Origin of the sequence: Lacticaseibacillus chiayiensis, from assembly GCF_004123795.1 — a bacterium.
GTDB lineage: Bacteria > Bacillota > Bacilli > Lactobacillales > Lactobacillaceae > Lacticaseibacillus > Lacticaseibacillus chiayiensis.
This window is the reverse complement of sequence record NZ_MSSM01000005.1, coordinates 174,783-189,580: the sequence shown is the minus strand read 5'-3', so window position 1 is coordinate 189,580 and position 14,798 is coordinate 174,783. Positions and strand designations below refer to the sequence as shown.

Sequence of the window (14,798 nt, the reverse complement as noted above, 5' to 3'; positions counted from 1 at the left end):
AGAAGCGCATGGGGCAAATTACAAAGATAACGGCGCAACACCGGCGGGGACGCTATAATATTTTTCTGGATGGTGAGTATGCCTTTCCGGTCAGTGAGACGACATTGGTGAATTATCAACTTGCCAAGGGGATGATCCTCACACCAGCGGAGGAAGCCCAGATCAAGGACAGCGAAGTCGTTGCCATGGGGGTGGAGATCGGTCTGAATTATATTAATCACCAAAGTCGTACCCGCCACGAAGTCAAGGAACGGTTGGCAAAAGAAGATCTTCCGGAAGATGTCATCAGCCGAGTCTTACAGCGTTTGACCGAGCTGGGATTTTTAAACGATGCCGAGTATGTTCAAAGTTATTTAGAAGCCAATAGCAAAATAGGCGAAGCCGGACCGCGCATGGTACGCCACAAACTCGAGCAGAAAGGCATTGCGGCCGACTTATTAACCGAGCAACTGGCTGCTGTCCCATCGACAACCTGGACTGAAGCAGCGGTGCGCGCCGGTCAAAAAAATCTGCGTCACCATCAAAACCGGGCGTTTAAGGATCAGTTACAGCGACTGCGGGTTGCCCTGATTCAAAAAGGCTTTGATCAAGCAACGATTGCTGCCGCGGTTGAAATTCTCGATCCGCAACCGGATGCAGAAAGTGAGCTGGCCCTTTTAAAAGCCGAGGCTGCCAAACAATGGCGGTTAAAGCAGCGTTACGATGACCGAATCCGTAGGCAAAAGGTAAAATCAGCTTTGTTTCGTAAGGGGTTTGATTTGGATGCTATTGACGATGTTTTGGAAGATTTGGCTGAAGAGGACTAAGACTCTAGTTTTTTAGCGGTATCCGATAAGCTTTGTTATAATAGAAAACGGAATTTTAGAAAGCGGGTTTTTTATGCGGATCCCTAAAGAAGGCGACTCGTTCGCCATTCAAAGTTATAAACATGATGGCAGTTTGCATCGTACCTGGCGCGACACGATGGTGCTAAAAACGAGTGAAGACGCCTTGATTGGCTGCAATGATCATACACTGGTCACTGAGTCTGACGGGCGTCGGTGGTTGACGCGGGAGCCGGCAATTATTTTCTTTCACAAGCATTACTGGTTCAATGTGATTGCGATGATTCGCGAAGGCGGCGTTTCCTATTATTGCAACCTGGCGACCCCTTTTACCATGGATCAGGAAGCACTGAAATATATTGACTATGACTTAGATGTCAAAGTGTTTGCCGACGGGGAGAAGCGCCTGCTGGATGTTGATGAATATGAAGCGCATCGTAAAATGTGGCAGTACCCCGCGACGACGGATCGCATTTTGAAAGCCAACGTCAAAGTGCTGGTCGATTGGATTAACCATGGTAAAGGGCCTTTTTCCCAAGCCTATGTGGATTTGTGGTATCGCCGGTATTTGCAATTGGCACATCGAATCTGAAGACGATAGTGATGTTGGAGGCAATATGAAACAAATTCCGCAACAACCTGCACAATTATTTGCAGGTCATGCTTATACAACCGAAAGTAGCGATCAACTTGGCACGTTTCGCCCTGCATGGACGGATTTCGAACAACGACTGGGGTTTAAGCAGCTTGACCAGCTGGCTGAAACGCCTAATCGAACAGCAATGGTGATCTTTTCACCGTATGATACTTTTCTGTACTGGATCGGCAGCTTATTGCCAGTGGGGACAGATGTACCAAAAGCTTATGAATGCTTCCAACTGCCAGCGGCGACGGCAGGACAAGTGAAGCAACCGGCTAGTCAGGTTTTGGCAAAAGAATTGCCGCTTGCTACCAGCTTTAACAAAGGCTTACAGATCATCGAACAGGCAGGATACCCGCTGCCCGAACGTTTAGGTCAGACGGATCACCCGTATTATCTGGAAAGTTATCTGCTTGATGGTGAGGTCGTTAAAACGGTGGCTTATCGTCTTTATATTGATCCGGAGCAGTTGACCGGTGTGGACGAATATGAATAAAAAGCAAGCGAGGCATGGCCTGCTTGCAATGATGGTCTTCTAATAAATTCAAATTAGAAGCATATTTTTTTCAAATTTGAATGGTTTAATCGGACTAACCTAAAGCACCGTTTAGTCTAATTTCAGCATCATTTCACGATGGCGAATGCCGGCATCCAGGAACTCCGGTCGGTTCGTTAATTGAAACCCTAAAGTTTTATAAAAACCGACTGCCTGAATCTGGGCACCAAGTTTTAAAAAAGACACGTGGTGCTGCCGGGCGTACTTGATAATGGCGGTTAGCACCATTTTGCCAAGGCCATGCTTGCGGTAGATCTTTTCCACGGCAACGCGTTGGACATGATAGCCGTTTGCTTCCGGTAAAATCCGGGCAGTGGCAACAGGCAAGCCAGCGTCATAAAGGACAAAATAGGTGGCTTTCCCTTCATCCTTGTCGACTTCCAGATCTGCCGGGACGTGCTGTTCCTTGACGAAAACATGTGTCCGGATCTGAATGCTGTCTTGATGAATTGGTGAATCTAAAGCAGTTGTTGTCTTTACTTCCAAAGTGCGAACCTTCTTTCCGTTTTGGGAAATTGTTTGCTATTATAACACTAGCGAGAAGAAGTTGGGGAGGCCGATTATGTTTGATAAGTTACGCCATTCAAAATTAATGTTCTGGTCAGTCGAGTTGTTGGTCCTGATTTTCGTGGTAATCGGCTTAACCCAGGTCTCTTTCTTATTTGCGCCGGTTGCAACATTCTTTTCAACGTTGCTGATTCCGATTCTGTCGGCCGGATTTTTGTTCTATTTGTTTAATCCGATTGTCAAGCTGTTGCAGCGGCTACACATTAGCCGCAATATTTCGATTCTTTTGATTTTCCTAGTCGTCATTGGTGCCATTGGCTTAATTATCATGGCGGTCTTGCCGAATCTGATTTACCAGGTCACGCAATTCATCACTAATATTCCGGATTTCTTAAAAGGGCTGCGTTCCTTTATCGGCAAGGCTTCACATTACACTTGGTATCAGCGGCTTAATATTGGCAAGTATGTTGCCAGTTTACAAATATCGCCGAGCAAGTTGTTGAGCCAGGTATTAGGCAGCTTTTCAAGTGGATTGCCAGGTATGATTGGCTCCTTGGCAAGCATCGTCATCAGCATTATTACGATTCCGGTCATGCTTTTTTACTTCCTCAAAGATGGCGAAAACTTCGTACCAAGTATTCAGCGGCTATTGCCCCGGCGTTATCATGATGAGGTTGCAACAGTCTTCACGCGCTTGAATGCCACATTGTCGCATTATATCGGCGGTCAGGCAATTGAGTGTTTGTTCGTTGGAACCTTTACGTTTATCGGCTATTTGATTATTGGTATGCCTTACGCTTATCTGCTAGGCTTTATTGCCGGTTTGGTTACGATCATTCCTTATTTGGGACCGTATATCGGTATTGCCCCAGCATTGGTCATTGCAGCAACCCAGGGATGGACCAAAGTCTTGCTGGTTGTCTTGGTAGTGGTCATTATTCAGATGACTGACGGGAACTTCATTTATCCTAACGTCATCGGCCGGTCTTTGGATATTCATCCGTTGACGATCATCATTTTGCTGATGGTGGCAGGCAATTTATGGGGGCTAATGGGCACCATTTTGGCGGTGCCGACTTATGCCGTGATCAAAACCGTCATTACTTACTTATACGAATTATATCGGTTCCATCAAGCACATAAGGATGACGAAGATTCTGATGATGAGCGAGAACTGCCGGAGCCGACTGCACAGGACGGGGTCCAGTCTGATTCAGAATTGAAAAAGAAATAAGGACTTGCTATACTGAAGTGATAGAGCTACGGGGATGAGTCCCCGTTTTTTTTACGAAAGGTTGTGTTTTTGAATGGGCAGTGACCCAGACGGTCAGATATGGGGACAGTTAATCCTCATTATCTTTTTGACTTTAATTAATGCAGGATTCGCTGCCGCAGAAATTGCGGTCGTTTCAAGCTCACGTACCCGGATGCAAACACAGGCAGACAAGGGTGATCGAAAAGCAGCTAAGTTAGTTGCCATCATGAAGGACTCCAGCCGGTTTCTGGCGACGATTCAAGTCGGCATTACCTTTGCCGGATTTTTTGCGTCGGCTTCAGCTGCAACCACATTGGCGGATCGGATTGCCCCGATTTTTGGCCATTGGTCCTTTGCCCATGAAGCAGCAGTTATTTTAGTCACGTTGATTTTATCGTATTTTTCGCTTGTCTTCGGTGAGCTTTATCCCAAGCAAGTGGCGCTTCAAAAGGCAGAACGAGTGGCCAAGATGAGTGTGACCCCAATTAGTTGGCTAGCGGCGTTAATGCGCCCGTTTGTCTGGCTTTTATCGGCATCAACCCAACTTTTGATGAAGCTGACCCCAATGGAATTTAATCACCAAGGCGAGTCTGTCACGCGGGAAGAAATGGTTGCCATGATTGAAAATGGCAGGAATGCCGGTGCCATTGATCCTGATGAATATCAAATGTTTGAAGGAATCATCTCGTTGTCAGACACCATGGCGCGTGAAGTGATGGTGCCGCGAACAGATGCCTTCATGATCGATGCCGAAGAGCCTGATCAAAAAGCGATCGACGCTATTTTAAATAATATTTACTCACGAATCCCCGTTTACGAAGAGGACAAGGACCATGTCATCGGAATTGTCCATATCAAGAACTTACTCAAAGAGGCACGGCGAGTTGGATTTGAACATGTTAAAATCGAATCGGTGATGACGGAACCGGTGTTTGTACCGGAAACCATTACCGTAGATGCATTGTTGAAGGAAATGCAAACCCGTCAACAGCAAATCGCTATTCTTTTGGACGAGTATGGCGTTGTTGTCGGCATCGTCACGATTGAAGATTTACTTGAAGAAATTGTTGGCGATATTGATGATGAATCGGATCAAGCGGAACAGCTCTATACCAAACAAACGGAATTTGACTATGTGGTTTCCGGGCGGATGCCGATTTCTGAGTTCAATGATTTATTCAAAACCAGTCTGGATGTACCGGATGTTGATACGATTGCCGGCTATGTGTTGACGCAGCTTGGCGCGATTCCATCGACGCATCATAGCGAAAAGCTTGAGCTAGCACCGGGCGTCGTGTTGTCGACCGGTAAAGTGGAAGGGTCACGGCTCGTCAACGTTCATATTCATTTAAGTGATGTGCCGACTTTAGAGGCATCGAAAGAGGTATCGTCCAAGGAGACCGATAGCTAGTGCGGCTCAAAATGACTTGGAGCAGGTACTGGCAGTAACTTTGAACACTTTGGAAGGAATCAGATAATGAAACCACAGGAATTAGCACAAGAAGTCGCAAAACGGCGGACGTTTGCGATTATTTCTCACCCTGATGCCGGGAAGACCACGATTACTGAACAGTTATTGCTGTTTGGTGGCGTCATCCGTGAAGCGGGGACGGTTAAAGGCCGAAAGTCCGGACATTTTGCCAAATCAGATTGGATGGAAATCGAAAAGAAACGTGGCATTTCAGTCACAAGCTCGGTAATGCAATTTAATTATCAAGGCAAGCGGATTAACATTTTGGATACACCTGGGCATGAGGACTTTTCCGAAGACACGTATCGGACGCTGATGGCTGTTGATGCTGCTGTGATGGTGATTGATTCAGCGAAAGGGATTGAAGCCCAAACGAAAAAACTGTTTAAAGTTGTCAAGCAACGTGGCATTCCAATTTTTACTTTCATGAATAAATTGGATCGTGACGGGCGTGAGCCACTGGACTTAATTGCTGAGTTAGAAGATCTGCTGGGCATTGAAGGTTATGCGATGAATTGGCCGATTGGGATGGGCAAAGGCTTGAAGGGGCTGTACGATCGGGTAAATAACCGAATCGAATTGTATCGACGGGAAGGTGCCGATCGCTTTTTACCGCTTAATGATAAAGGTGAGCTGGCTGCCAGTGAACCGTTGACTCAGGATTCGATTTATACACAAACAATGGAAGACATCGAGCTGTTAAACGATGCTGGCAATCAATTTAGCCTCAAGAAAATCATGGCTGGTAATCAGACGCCGGTTTTCTTTGGGTCAGCATTGACTAACTTTGGCGTAGAAACTTTCCTGAACAGCTTTGTTAAATATGCACCTGAACCGGGTCCTAAAAAGACCGAGCAAGGCAATGAAGTCATGCCGACAAATCCCGAGTTCTCGGCTTTCGTCTTTAAGATTCAAGCCAATATGAATCCAGCTCATCGTGACCGGATTGCTTTTGTGCGAATTGTTTCCGGCGAATTTGATCGCGGTATGGATGTTGTTTTGCATCGGACCGGTAAAACGATGCGGTTGAATAATTCTACCGAGTTCATGGCTGACAGCCGCGAAACCGTTTCCACTGCGGTTGCCGGAGATATTGTCGGCTTGTATGACACTGGTAATTTTCAGATTGGCGATACCATCTATCAAGGAAAAACGCCGATTCAATTTGAGAAGTTGCCACAGTTTACGCCAGAAATCTTCGTGCGCGTCACCCCTAAAAATGTTATGAAACAAAAGTCGTTTCACAAGGGCATGCAGCAGCTGGTCCAAGAAGGGGCGGTCCAACTCTATAAAACTTATCATACGAATGACTACATTCTCGGTGCGGTTGGACAACTGCAGTTTGAAGTTTTCCAGTTTCGAATGTTGCATGAGTATCACTCCGAAGTCGTGATGACCCCGATCGGCTCGCGCATTGCCCGCTGGATTGATCCGGAACAGATGGACGAAAAAATGAGTAGTTCGCGCAACCTGCTGGTACAGGATGTTCACGGTGATCCATTATTCTTATTTGAAAATCAATACGCCGAGCGCTGGTTTGCAGATAAGTATCCGGATGTAAAATTGACGGCTAAACTTTAGTATTGGCAACAAAAAAAACGGCAACAGCCGCTTTTTTTGTTCCTGGATTTTGAGGCGCCTTTTTGCCTATACACAATAGCCGTTACGAAACATCATTTGATCGCCTAACGAAAGAACAAAGGGCCGCATTTATTCAGCCTGACGCTCTAACTTAGGGATCGTAATTTCAGCCAAGTGGTGTCCCATGATTGGCGAAACATCGTCAACGGACTTTTTGAGCAGCCGATCAAGCGTGTAAGCAATTTCTTCACGCTGAATGTTGCGGCGTTCGTTGGTAAACAATATCTCGATGTGCGCAGGTGCTTCTGTATAAACAACGGTGGTTTGACCGAGTGAAAAGACTTTGACAAGTCGGGCATCAGTACCGCTTAGTTGTTGGCTTACCAAATTTCTAAAGCTGTTGGTGACATTAATTAGTCGCATGGTCAGGCCCTCCATTTCTCTTGCTACCGGTTTTATTATAAAACAATTTAAGAAAAAATAATATTATGTACAATCGAAAGCCTGCGAACAGTTTGTCCGCAGGCTTTCTTTTTTTGCATCATTCGTTCTAATCGCTACGATCAGGTGATGACTGATCGTTGTTACTTTTTACTGGTTTTTGAAGCTGTTTCGGCTTTGGCTGGTTCACCAACCGTAATTTCACCATTGCTGATGCGTGCCTCAAGTTCCTTGGCATTCGGATGATCCAGGTAGAAGTCGGCAACGCGATCTTCAATCTGTTCCTGGATAACCCGTCGTAACGGTCGGGCACCCATTGAGGGATTATAACCCAGACTGACCAGTTTCTCTTTGACCGGATCGGTGACATGAATCGTCAGACCCTGACTCTTGAGATTGTTATTGGTGTCAGTGATCATCAAGGAGACGATCTTCAACAAGTCATCTTTGGATAATGGCTTGAATTCGACAATATCGTCAAAACGGTTGAGAAATTCCGGCTTGAAGTAATTGCCAAGCTGATCCAGGACACTGTGCGTCTTACCGCTTAAGGTGGCGCCAAATCCAACATTTGCTTCGGCATCGGTTGATCCGGCGTTAGACGTCATGATGATGATGGTATCCTTAAATGAAACGGTGCGACCCTGCGAATCTGTCAGCCGACCATCATCAAGAATCTGCAGGAACATGTTCATGACATCAGGATGGGCTTTTTCAATTTCATCTAACAGGATCAGGCTATAAGGATTCCTGCGAACTTTTTCGGTTAGCTGCCCGGCTTCCTCATAGCCGACATAGCCTGGCGGTGACCCGATCAGCTTGGAGACGCTGAATTTCTCCATATACTCCGACATGTCAAACCGAATCATGGCATCTTCCGAACCGAACAGTTCTTTGGCAAGTTGCTTGGCCAGCTCGGTTTTACCGACGCCGGTAGGTCCAACGAAGAGGAAGGAACCGATTGGCCGCCCCGTCTTGTTGAAGCCTATCCGGTTACGCCGAATGGCTCGCGCAACCTTGTCAACCGCTTCATTTTGGCCGATGACATGTTTTTCAAGATCACTGGCAAGGTTCTTCAACTGCGCCTGTTCTTGTGCCTTCAATTCACCGACAGGAATGTTGGTCTTTTCTTCGACAATTTTTTCCATGTCCTTTTCGGTGACTGTTGGGACTTCATTTTCCGGAAGGTTCGATTGTTTCTTGGCCAAGTCTTCTAGTTTCGTGACTTGATCGCGATAGAAGGCGGCTTTTTCGTAATCTTCCTGCTTCAACGCTGCCTGCTTTTGGTTTTCGGCATCTGCAATCTTGGTTTTAATCGTTTCAGGATCAACAGTTGCAATTGTCAGGTTCTTGCGCGACCCCGCTTCATCCAACAGGTCAATGGCCTTGTCGGGCAAGAAGCGATCCTGAATGTAGCGGTTGCTGAGCGTTGCTGCAGCTTCAATCGCGGCTTCTGTGTACTTAACGTGATGGAAGTCTTGATAGCGCGGCTGCAAGCCTTTTAGAATCTTAATGGTTTCGGCAACGCTAGGTTCTTCAACCATAACTGGCTGCAAGCGCCGAGCAAGCGCGGAATCTTTTTCGATTTGGCGGTATTCGTTGCTGGTGGTTGCACCGACCAGTTGTAACTCGCCACGAGCAAGAGCAGGCTTCAAAACGTTGCCAGCATCCATACCGCCTTCAGCATTGCCGGCACCGACAATTTCGTGAATTTCATCGATAAATAGGATAATGTTCTTATTTTGTTTGAGTTCATCGATTAATTGTTGCATCCGCTGCTCAAATTGACCACGAATACCAGTTCCTTGAACAAGGGAAACGACATCGAGACGAATGACGTGACGATCCTGTAACTTGGCCGGTACGTCACCATTGGCAATTTTCAAAGCCAAGCCTTCGACGACAGCGGTTTTACCGACACCGGCTTCACCGATCAGAACCGGGTTATTCTTCGTCCTGCGATTCAGGATTTCGATCACCCGCGAAATTTCTTTGTCGCGGCCGATAACCGGATCAATCTGGCCTTTGCGTGCCTGTTCGGTCAGATCAACACCGAATTGACCCAGCAATCCCTTACTACCATTGCCATTGCGGCCGTTGTTACCATTGCCGCCGCGACCTGCCTGGGTAGGCGGAATCTGCGCGTTAGGCTGTTGCGGCCGATCCATTCCCTGATTCATCGCACGGAAGATATCATCTAAGCTCCCGAACCCAAACGGATCACTTGCATTTGTTGGATTCATATTTCCTCCTGCTTGTTTCTTGAGTAATTGATAACAGTTTTGGCAGAGGTTGATCTCCTGCCGCGTCCCGTTAACAACGGTTGAAAGATGAATAGTGGCTGGATTCTTATGACAGTTTTCACATAACATTTTGTCACAACCTTCCTGTCTAATTAGGTGCCACATATAGTCGAAAAAAGGTTTGACCTTTCTTGACCTATGGCAATAGTATACACCCTCATGTCGAGAATGCAAGCACTCGGCTTGCAAGAGTGCTAAAAAGTTCCAAATATTTCAGTGATATCAGGCATTAGCGCTTTTTCAATGCCTACTTTTATGCTAACCTTATGAAGTGAGGTGAGGCAAATAGATGACTCAGAATTATGTCACTTTAATGGATGAGTTAAAAACTGGTCAGCGTGAGAAAATCACGGTGACGCCCGAAACATTTATGGCGTTTCGGACGGCATGGACAAATTATCCTGATCGTGAAGAGATTGTGGGGACGGCTAAACGTGATGGTGTCATCGAATACCACTACAGGTCAGTCGATTCCCGCTAAATAAGCGTCAAATCTCATGTGACGCTTGTGGCAAGCCACAAAAAATGGTAAGGTTTACATGAATTGTTTTGGGTGTTGGTGTGCCTATAAACTATTCGGAAAAACACTAGAAATCTAGTTATATGAAGGAGCAGATCAGTCATGGAAAAACGTGAATTTAACATTATTGCAGAAACCGGGATCCACGCACGTCCGGCAACTTTGTTGGTACAAGCAGCCAGCAAGTTCAACTCAGACATCAACTTGGAATATAAAGGTAAGAGCGTTAACCTCAAGTCCATTATGGGTGTTATGAGTTTGGGTGTTGGCCAAGGTGCCGATGTTACCATTTCTGCTGAAGGTGCTGACGAAGCAGACGCAATTGCTGCTATTACCGATACTATGGAAAAAGAAGGCTTGGCTGAATAATGGATGAACATTTGAAGGGAATCGCTGCTAGTGATGGGATCGCCACAGCGAAGGCCTATTTACTGGTTCAACCTGATTTATCATTTAACAAAAAAACGGTTGATGATCCTTCAAAGGAAATCAATCGGCTGAAGCAGGCACTTAATCAAAGTAATGATGAGTTGAAGGTTATCCGTGCAAAGGCCGCTGAATCGCTTGGCGAAGAAGAGGCTCAAGTTTTTGATGCCCATATGATGATTTTGGCTGATCCTGACTTTACTGGCCAGATCGAATCCAAGATCAAGGATGAAAAAGTAAACGCTGAACAGGCTGTGAAGGAAGTTTCCGAATTCTTCATCCAGACTTTTGAAGGCATGACTGATAATCCGTATATGCAGGAACGTGCTGCCGATGTTCGCGATGTGACAAAGCGTATTATGGCGCATCTGTTGGGTCGTACGTTGCCGAATCCAGCGTTAATTGATGAAGAAGTCATTATCGTGGCTCACGATCTGACACCTTCTGATACGGCGCAGTTGAATAAAAAGTATGTCAAGGCATTTGTCACCGATATCGGTGGTCGAACTGCTCACAGTGCGATTATGGCCCGTTCATTGGAAATTCCTGCCGTTGTCGGGACTGATGATGTGACCAAAAAGACACAAAACGGCGAATTGATTTCCGTTGATGGTCTTACCGGTGAAGTTGTTATTGATCCTTCGACGGATGAAATTACTAAATTCAAGCAAGCTGCTGAAGCATTTGCTAAGCAAAAAGCTGAATGGGCGCAACTGAAGACGGCGAAATCCGTGACGGCTGATGGCAAGCATTTTGATGTTGCGGCTAACATCGGAACACCTAAGGATCTCGACGGTGTGCTGGCAAATGGTGCTGAGGGTATCGGCTTGTATCGTACCGAATTCCTTTACATGGATTCTTCCGAATTGCCGACAGAAGACGATCAGTTCGAAGCTTACAAGAAGGTTCTTGAGACCATGAATCCGAAGCCGGTTGTTGTTCGGACAATGGATATAGGCGGTGACAAGCATTTACCGTACCTGCCATTACCGCAAGAGCAAAATCCATTCTTGGGTTATCGTGCGATCCGGATCAGTCTAGATCGTCAGGATATATTCCGTACCCAGTTGCGTGCTTTGTTGCGCGCCTCTGCCTTCGGTAATCTGCGGATCATGTTCCCGATGATCGCTACCATTTCCGAGTTCAAACAGGCTAAGCAGATCTTCACAGAAGAAAAAGAAAAGTTGGTCAAGGATGGCGTTAAGGTATCCGATAACATTCAACTTGGTATCATGATCGAAATACCCGCTGCGGCGGTTTTGGCTGATCAGTTTGCCAAGTATGTTGACTTCTTCTCGATTGGGACTAACGATTTAATTCAGTATTCAATGGCGGCTGATCGTGGGAATGAACATGTTTCCTACCTTTATCAACCATACAACCCATCGATCCTTCGGCTAGTCAAGCATGTGATTGATTCGGCTCATAAGGAAGGCAAATGGGCTGGCATGTGTGGTGAGGCTGCTGGTGATCCGATCATGGTTCCGTTGCTGCTTGGTATGGGACTTGATGAATATTCCATGTCTGCAACTTCTGTTCTGAAGGTTCGCAGCTTAATGAAGCGGCTCTCCACTGAGGACATGGCTAAAATGGCCGATGTTGCTCTAAATGAAAATATTTCGAATGACGAAAATGCGGACTTGGTTAAAAAGACAACCGGTCAGTAATGATGTCATGATTCGAAGAAGGCTGTCATCCCGAATCGGGTGGCGGTCTTTTTTTGCTTTGAAGGCTCTATGAAGGTGATTTGCCATTTCTGTCAAGTGAGGTCCATACGCCATCGACTCTGACTGAGCTATGGGCATGACTCTGACTCGCATGCATCAGTTTCAGAAAAGTGATATGGTTATTATGTAAACTAAAAAAGGTCGAGCCGCGATGCAGATCTCTGATAGTAAGTATGGTGGTTTACCGAATGAGGGGGAATTGCATGTATTTACAACATCAAACAAAAACAGGCTTGCAGCGCAGGACTGGTGCTTTTTCCACTGCGCGTGTTCGGTTACGACTGGTGGCGCTCATTTCGACTATGGGCGGTCTTCTTTTTGGCTATGATACCGGCGTCATCAATGGCGCTTTACCGTTTATTTCCAGTGAGCTCAAATTAGCACCGGGTTCACAGGGATGGGTCACCAGTAGTTTAACGTTAGGCGCGGCATTTGGAGCCGTGTTGGTGGGCCGAATCAGCGATCGTTACGGGCGTAAACGTTTGATTACCGGATTAGCCGGTTTATTTTTTCTCGCTACACTGGCTTCGGCGTTAGCGCCTAGTGCTGGTTGGTTGATTGGTGCCCGGATGATCTTAGGACTGGCGGTTGGTGGTGTTTCGGTTTTGGTTCCTAGTTTTCTGGCCGAAATTGCGCCAACGAATCGGCGTGGCCGGCTTGTGACCCAAAATGAATTGATGGTCGTCTCCGGTCAATTACTTGCCTTTATCCTGAATGCCGTTTTAGGGACGAATTTCGGTAATGTGCACGGTATTTGGCGGTGGATGATCGTCTTGGCCGTTATTCCGGCCATCTTGCTAGGCGTTGGTACCCATTTTGTTCCAGAGTCACCGCGTTGGCTGATGATGAAGGGGCGACAGAAGGCTGCAGAAGCCAGTCTTGCGGTTTTACGAACACCGCAAGAAGTTCCAGATGAGCTTGAACATTTAAGACAGACCATTGCAAAAAGTGCAGAACTTAAAAAGGTCAAGTGGGTTGATGCACTCAAGATTAAATGGATTCGCCGACTGTTAATGATTGGCATTGGCTTGGGTGTCATTCAGCAAATTGCCGGGATTAATGTCATGATGTATTATGGAACGTCGATTTTGCAGATGACTGGATTTGGCCGCAACAGTGCTTTGGTTGCAAACATTGCCAATGGCGTCACCGCGGTCGCTGCCACAATTGTCACGATGCAATTACTTAAGCGTGTCCCACGGCGACCACTACTGATTATTGGTTTAATTGGCACGTCACTTGCGATTATCGGTGTAACGTTTGCTACCCGTTTACCCGCAGGCTCTCCGTTGCGTTCCTTTACAACCATTCTGATGATGATGCTCTTTCTGGCTTTTTTTCAAGGAGCAGTTAGTCCAATGACTTGGCTGCTTATGTCGGAGATTTTTCCGGAGCAGTTGCGCGGACTAGGTATGGGCACAGCGACCTTCTTCCTGTGGTTGGCTAATTTTGCAGTCGGGGTGCTTTTCCCGATTGGCTTGGCACAGATGGGGATGTTTTGGACATTCGTTTGCTTCATTGCAACGAACATTGTATCGTTACTGTTTGTCGTTATCTTTGTACCCGAAACGGCGGGGAAGTCGTTGGAGGGTTTGCACCGCGAAGAAAAGGAACGGTTGAGTCGATGAACGAAAAAGTTATGTTGCGAGACTTCAATTTTTCTGAAACGAATGCTCATGCCCATAAACGCGTTTGCAGGTTTCTAACGATGTCTGCTCACGCTCCGCTCTGGGTAAAATATTTGCCCTTTCTCCAAAGTCTGGTAGGATAGGGTTGTATCAATTAATTCGATGAACCTTCACAAAGGGGAGCCATTGGCTGAGATTGGGGAGACCCGGACCCTTCGAACCTGTTCGTTAATGCGAGCGTAGGGATTTGTGAACGGTCGGAAGCGACCTTCTTTGTGAGTGGGGATTCACTGGGAGGCTTTTTTTATGCAACAACATAAGCGTCTGGTTGTTATTTTGGAAACAGCGATTATTGCCGCATTTGCGATGGCGCTAACCTATATTCCGCATACCACAGGGGTTTCGGCGATTGAGTTGAATTATGGCTTGATTCCGATTGCAGTTCTGGCGATGCGGCGTGGGGCGATCCCTGCCGCATGGGCTGGCTTTGTTTGGGGCATTCTGGATTTGATTCTGCGCGGCCTGGGTGGCAGCAGTGTCTTGAACCCGATTCAAGGCTTCCTTGAATATCCAATTGCGTTCACGCTGGTTGGCTTGATGGGATTGACGTATGCTGCGTTTCAAAAGAATGTCCGTGGCGGTGAAAAGGTGAAGGCTAGCGGCTATGCTTTTGCCGGTATTATTATCGGTACTTTTGCTAAGTACTTCATTCACTTTATTGCCGGCGTTGTTTTCTGGGGCAGTTACGCACCAAAAGGCATGAATGCCTGGATCTATTCGTTGATCGTTAATGGCGGATCCGCGCTGTTCAGTACCGTTTTGGCCATAGTTGTTGTCGGCATTCTGTTAACCGTAGCGCCACAACTCTTTATCGCCAAAGATGGCAAGTCACTTTCTACCAAAGCAGCTTAAACCGTTG

At 46.6% G+C, this 14,798-nt stretch carries 14 protein-coding genes and 1 riboswitch; of the genes, 11 read left to right on the top strand and 3 right to left on the bottom strand.

Translation table 11 applies throughout. From position 1 onward, the window contains the following. The first annotated feature begins 8 nt into the window (after positions 1 to 8). The 3 genes from recX to BVJ53_RS03090 all read left to right on the top strand — a co-directional run bounded on the left by recX (position 9) and on the right by BVJ53_RS03090 (position 1,960). Complete coding sequence (gene recX / locus BVJ53_RS03100) at positions 9 to 806, top strand: recombination regulator RecX (protein ID WP_129301100.1); 798 nt, start codon at positions 9 to 11, stop codon at positions 804 to 806. Between the two features lie 73 nt (positions 807 to 879). Beyond that, positions 880 to 1,416 (top strand): nucleoside tri-diphosphate phosphatase, encoded by a 537-nt coding sequence (ntdP, locus tag BVJ53_RS03095; protein WP_129301099.1) that lies wholly within the window; start codon positions 880 to 882, stop codon positions 1,414 to 1,416. A gap of 25 nt (positions 1,417 to 1,441) precedes the next feature. After that, positions 1,442 to 1,960 carry a hypothetical protein gene (locus BVJ53_RS03090; RefSeq protein ID WP_129301098.1) on the top strand — a complete coding sequence of 173 codons (519 nt, stop codon included), beginning with the start codon at positions 1,442 to 1,444 and terminating at the stop codon, positions 1,958 to 1,960. A 111-nt stretch (positions 1,961 to 2,071) separates the two neighbouring features. On the opposite strand, the gene BVJ53_RS03085 is transcribed toward BVJ53_RS03090, so the two are convergent. Then, entirely contained in the window at positions 2,072 to 2,506 is a 435-nt protein-coding gene (locus tag BVJ53_RS03085; protein ID WP_129301097.1) for a GNAT family N-acetyltransferase, read from the bottom strand. Between the two features lie 76 nt (positions 2,507 to 2,582). On the opposite strand from BVJ53_RS03085, the gene BVJ53_RS03080 reads away from it, so the two are divergent. The 3 genes from BVJ53_RS03080 to BVJ53_RS03070 all read left to right on the top strand — a co-directional run bounded on the left by BVJ53_RS03080 (position 2,583) and on the right by BVJ53_RS03070 (position 6,834). Next, positions 2,583 to 3,761 (top strand): AI-2E family transporter, encoded by a 1,179-nt coding sequence (locus BVJ53_RS03080; protein WP_129301096.1) that lies wholly within the window; start codon positions 2,583 to 2,585, stop codon positions 3,759 to 3,761. Between the two features lie 73 nt (positions 3,762 to 3,834). Continuing rightward, the gene (locus tag BVJ53_RS03075; protein ID WP_129301095.1) at positions 3,835 to 5,193 is read left to right on the top strand and encodes a hemolysin family protein; all 1,359 of its coding nucleotides are present in this window, start codon (positions 3,835 to 3,837) and stop codon (positions 5,191 to 5,193) included. 66 nt (positions 5,194 to 5,259) lie between these two features. Then, on the top strand, positions 5,260 to 6,834 hold the full coding sequence (locus BVJ53_RS03070; RefSeq protein ID WP_129301094.1) for a peptide chain release factor 3: 1,575 nt from the start codon (positions 5,260 to 5,262) through the stop codon (positions 6,832 to 6,834). Between the two features lie 129 nt (positions 6,835 to 6,963). On the opposite strand, the gene BVJ53_RS03065 is transcribed toward BVJ53_RS03070, so the two are convergent. Both BVJ53_RS03065 and BVJ53_RS03060 read right to left on the bottom strand, forming a co-directional pair. After that, positions 6,964 to 7,257: a DUF1827 family protein gene (locus tag BVJ53_RS03065; protein WP_129301093.1), complete on the bottom strand. Its 294-nt coding sequence runs from the start codon at positions 7,255 to 7,257 to the stop codon at positions 6,964 to 6,966. 161 nt (positions 7,258 to 7,418) lie between these two features. Beyond that, positions 7,419 to 9,647 (bottom strand): ATP-dependent Clp protease ATP-binding subunit, encoded by a 2,229-nt coding sequence (locus BVJ53_RS03060; RefSeq protein ID WP_167470157.1) that lies wholly within the window; start codon positions 9,645 to 9,647, stop codon positions 7,419 to 7,421. Between the two features lie 220 nt (positions 9,648 to 9,867). Between BVJ53_RS03060 and BVJ53_RS03055 the strand changes: the two genes are divergently transcribed. From BVJ53_RS03055 to thiT, 5 genes are all read left to right on the top strand, one after another. Further along, the gene (locus BVJ53_RS03055; RefSeq protein WP_129301091.1) at positions 9,868 to 10,059 is read left to right on the top strand and encodes a hypothetical protein; all 192 of its coding nucleotides are present in this window, start codon (positions 9,868 to 9,870) and stop codon (positions 10,057 to 10,059) included. Positions 10,060 to 10,200: 141 nt separating this feature from the next. Continuing rightward, the gene (locus tag BVJ53_RS03050; protein ID WP_129301090.1) at positions 10,201 to 10,467 is read left to right on the top strand and encodes a phosphocarrier protein HPr; all 267 of its coding nucleotides are present in this window, start codon (positions 10,201 to 10,203) and stop codon (positions 10,465 to 10,467) included. Continuing rightward, positions 10,467 to 12,191: a phosphoenolpyruvate--protein phosphotransferase gene (gene ptsP / locus BVJ53_RS03045; RefSeq protein ID WP_129301089.1), complete on the top strand. Its 1,725-nt coding sequence runs from the start codon at positions 10,467 to 10,469 to the stop codon at positions 12,189 to 12,191. Before BVJ53_RS03050 ends, ptsP begins: the two co-directional genes overlap by 1 nt. A 263-nt stretch (positions 12,192 to 12,454) precedes the next feature. Beyond that, a complete protein-coding gene (locus BVJ53_RS03040; RefSeq protein WP_129301088.1) occupies positions 12,455 to 13,879 on the top strand; it encodes a sugar porter family MFS transporter in 1,425 nt (474 codons plus the stop codon). A gap of 166 nt (positions 13,880 to 14,045) precedes the next feature. Further along, a riboswitch (TPP riboswitch) is annotated at positions 14,046 to 14,143 on the top strand. A gap of 42 nt (positions 14,144 to 14,185) precedes the next feature. Further along, the gene (gene thiT, locus BVJ53_RS03035) at positions 14,186 to 14,791 is read left to right on the top strand and encodes an energy-coupled thiamine transporter ThiT (protein WP_129301087.1); all 606 of its coding nucleotides are present in this window, start codon (positions 14,186 to 14,188) and stop codon (positions 14,789 to 14,791) included. Positions 14,792 to 14,798: the final 7 nt, after the last annotated feature.

What these genes read in the sequence shown, in the direction of transcription:
- recX (WP_129301100.1), top strand. Translation starts at nt 9, where the DNA reads ATGGGGCAAATTACAAAGATAACGGCGCAACACCGGCGGGGACGCTAT.
- ntdP (WP_129301099.1), top strand. Translation starts at nt 880, where the DNA reads ATGCGGATCCCTAAAGAAGGCGACTCGTTCGCCATTCAAAGTTATAAA.
- BVJ53_RS03090 (WP_129301098.1), top strand. Translation starts at nt 1,442, where the DNA reads ATGAAACAAATTCCGCAACAACCTGCACAATTATTTGCAGGTCATGCT.
- BVJ53_RS03080 (WP_129301096.1), top strand. Translation starts at nt 2,583, where the DNA reads ATGTTTGATAAGTTACGCCATTCAAAATTAATGTTCTGGTCAGTCGAG.
- BVJ53_RS03075 (WP_129301095.1), top strand. Translation starts at nt 3,835, where the DNA reads ATGGGCAGTGACCCAGACGGTCAGATATGGGGACAGTTAATCCTCATT.
- BVJ53_RS03070 (WP_129301094.1), top strand. Translation starts at nt 5,260, where the DNA reads ATGAAACCACAGGAATTAGCACAAGAAGTCGCAAAACGGCGGACGTTT.
- BVJ53_RS03065 (WP_129301093.1), bottom strand. Translation starts at nt 7,257, where the DNA reads ATGCGACTAATTAATGTCACCAACAGCTTTAGAAATTTGGTAAGCCAA.
- BVJ53_RS03060 (WP_167470157.1), bottom strand. Translation starts at nt 9,647, where the DNA reads ATGTTATGTGAAAACTGTCATAAGAATCCAGCCACTATTCATCTTTCA.
- BVJ53_RS03055 (WP_129301091.1), top strand. Translation starts at nt 9,868, where the DNA reads ATGACTCAGAATTATGTCACTTTAATGGATGAGTTAAAAACTGGTCAG.
- BVJ53_RS03050 (WP_129301090.1), top strand. Translation starts at nt 10,201, where the DNA reads ATGGAAAAACGTGAATTTAACATTATTGCAGAAACCGGGATCCACGCA.
- ptsP (WP_129301089.1), top strand. Translation starts at nt 10,467, where the DNA reads ATGGATGAACATTTGAAGGGAATCGCTGCTAGTGATGGGATCGCCACA.
- BVJ53_RS03040 (WP_129301088.1), top strand. Translation starts at nt 12,455, where the DNA reads ATGTATTTACAACATCAAACAAAAACAGGCTTGCAGCGCAGGACTGGT.
- thiT (WP_129301087.1), top strand. Translation starts at nt 14,186, where the DNA reads ATGCAACAACATAAGCGTCTGGTTGTTATTTTGGAAACAGCGATTATT.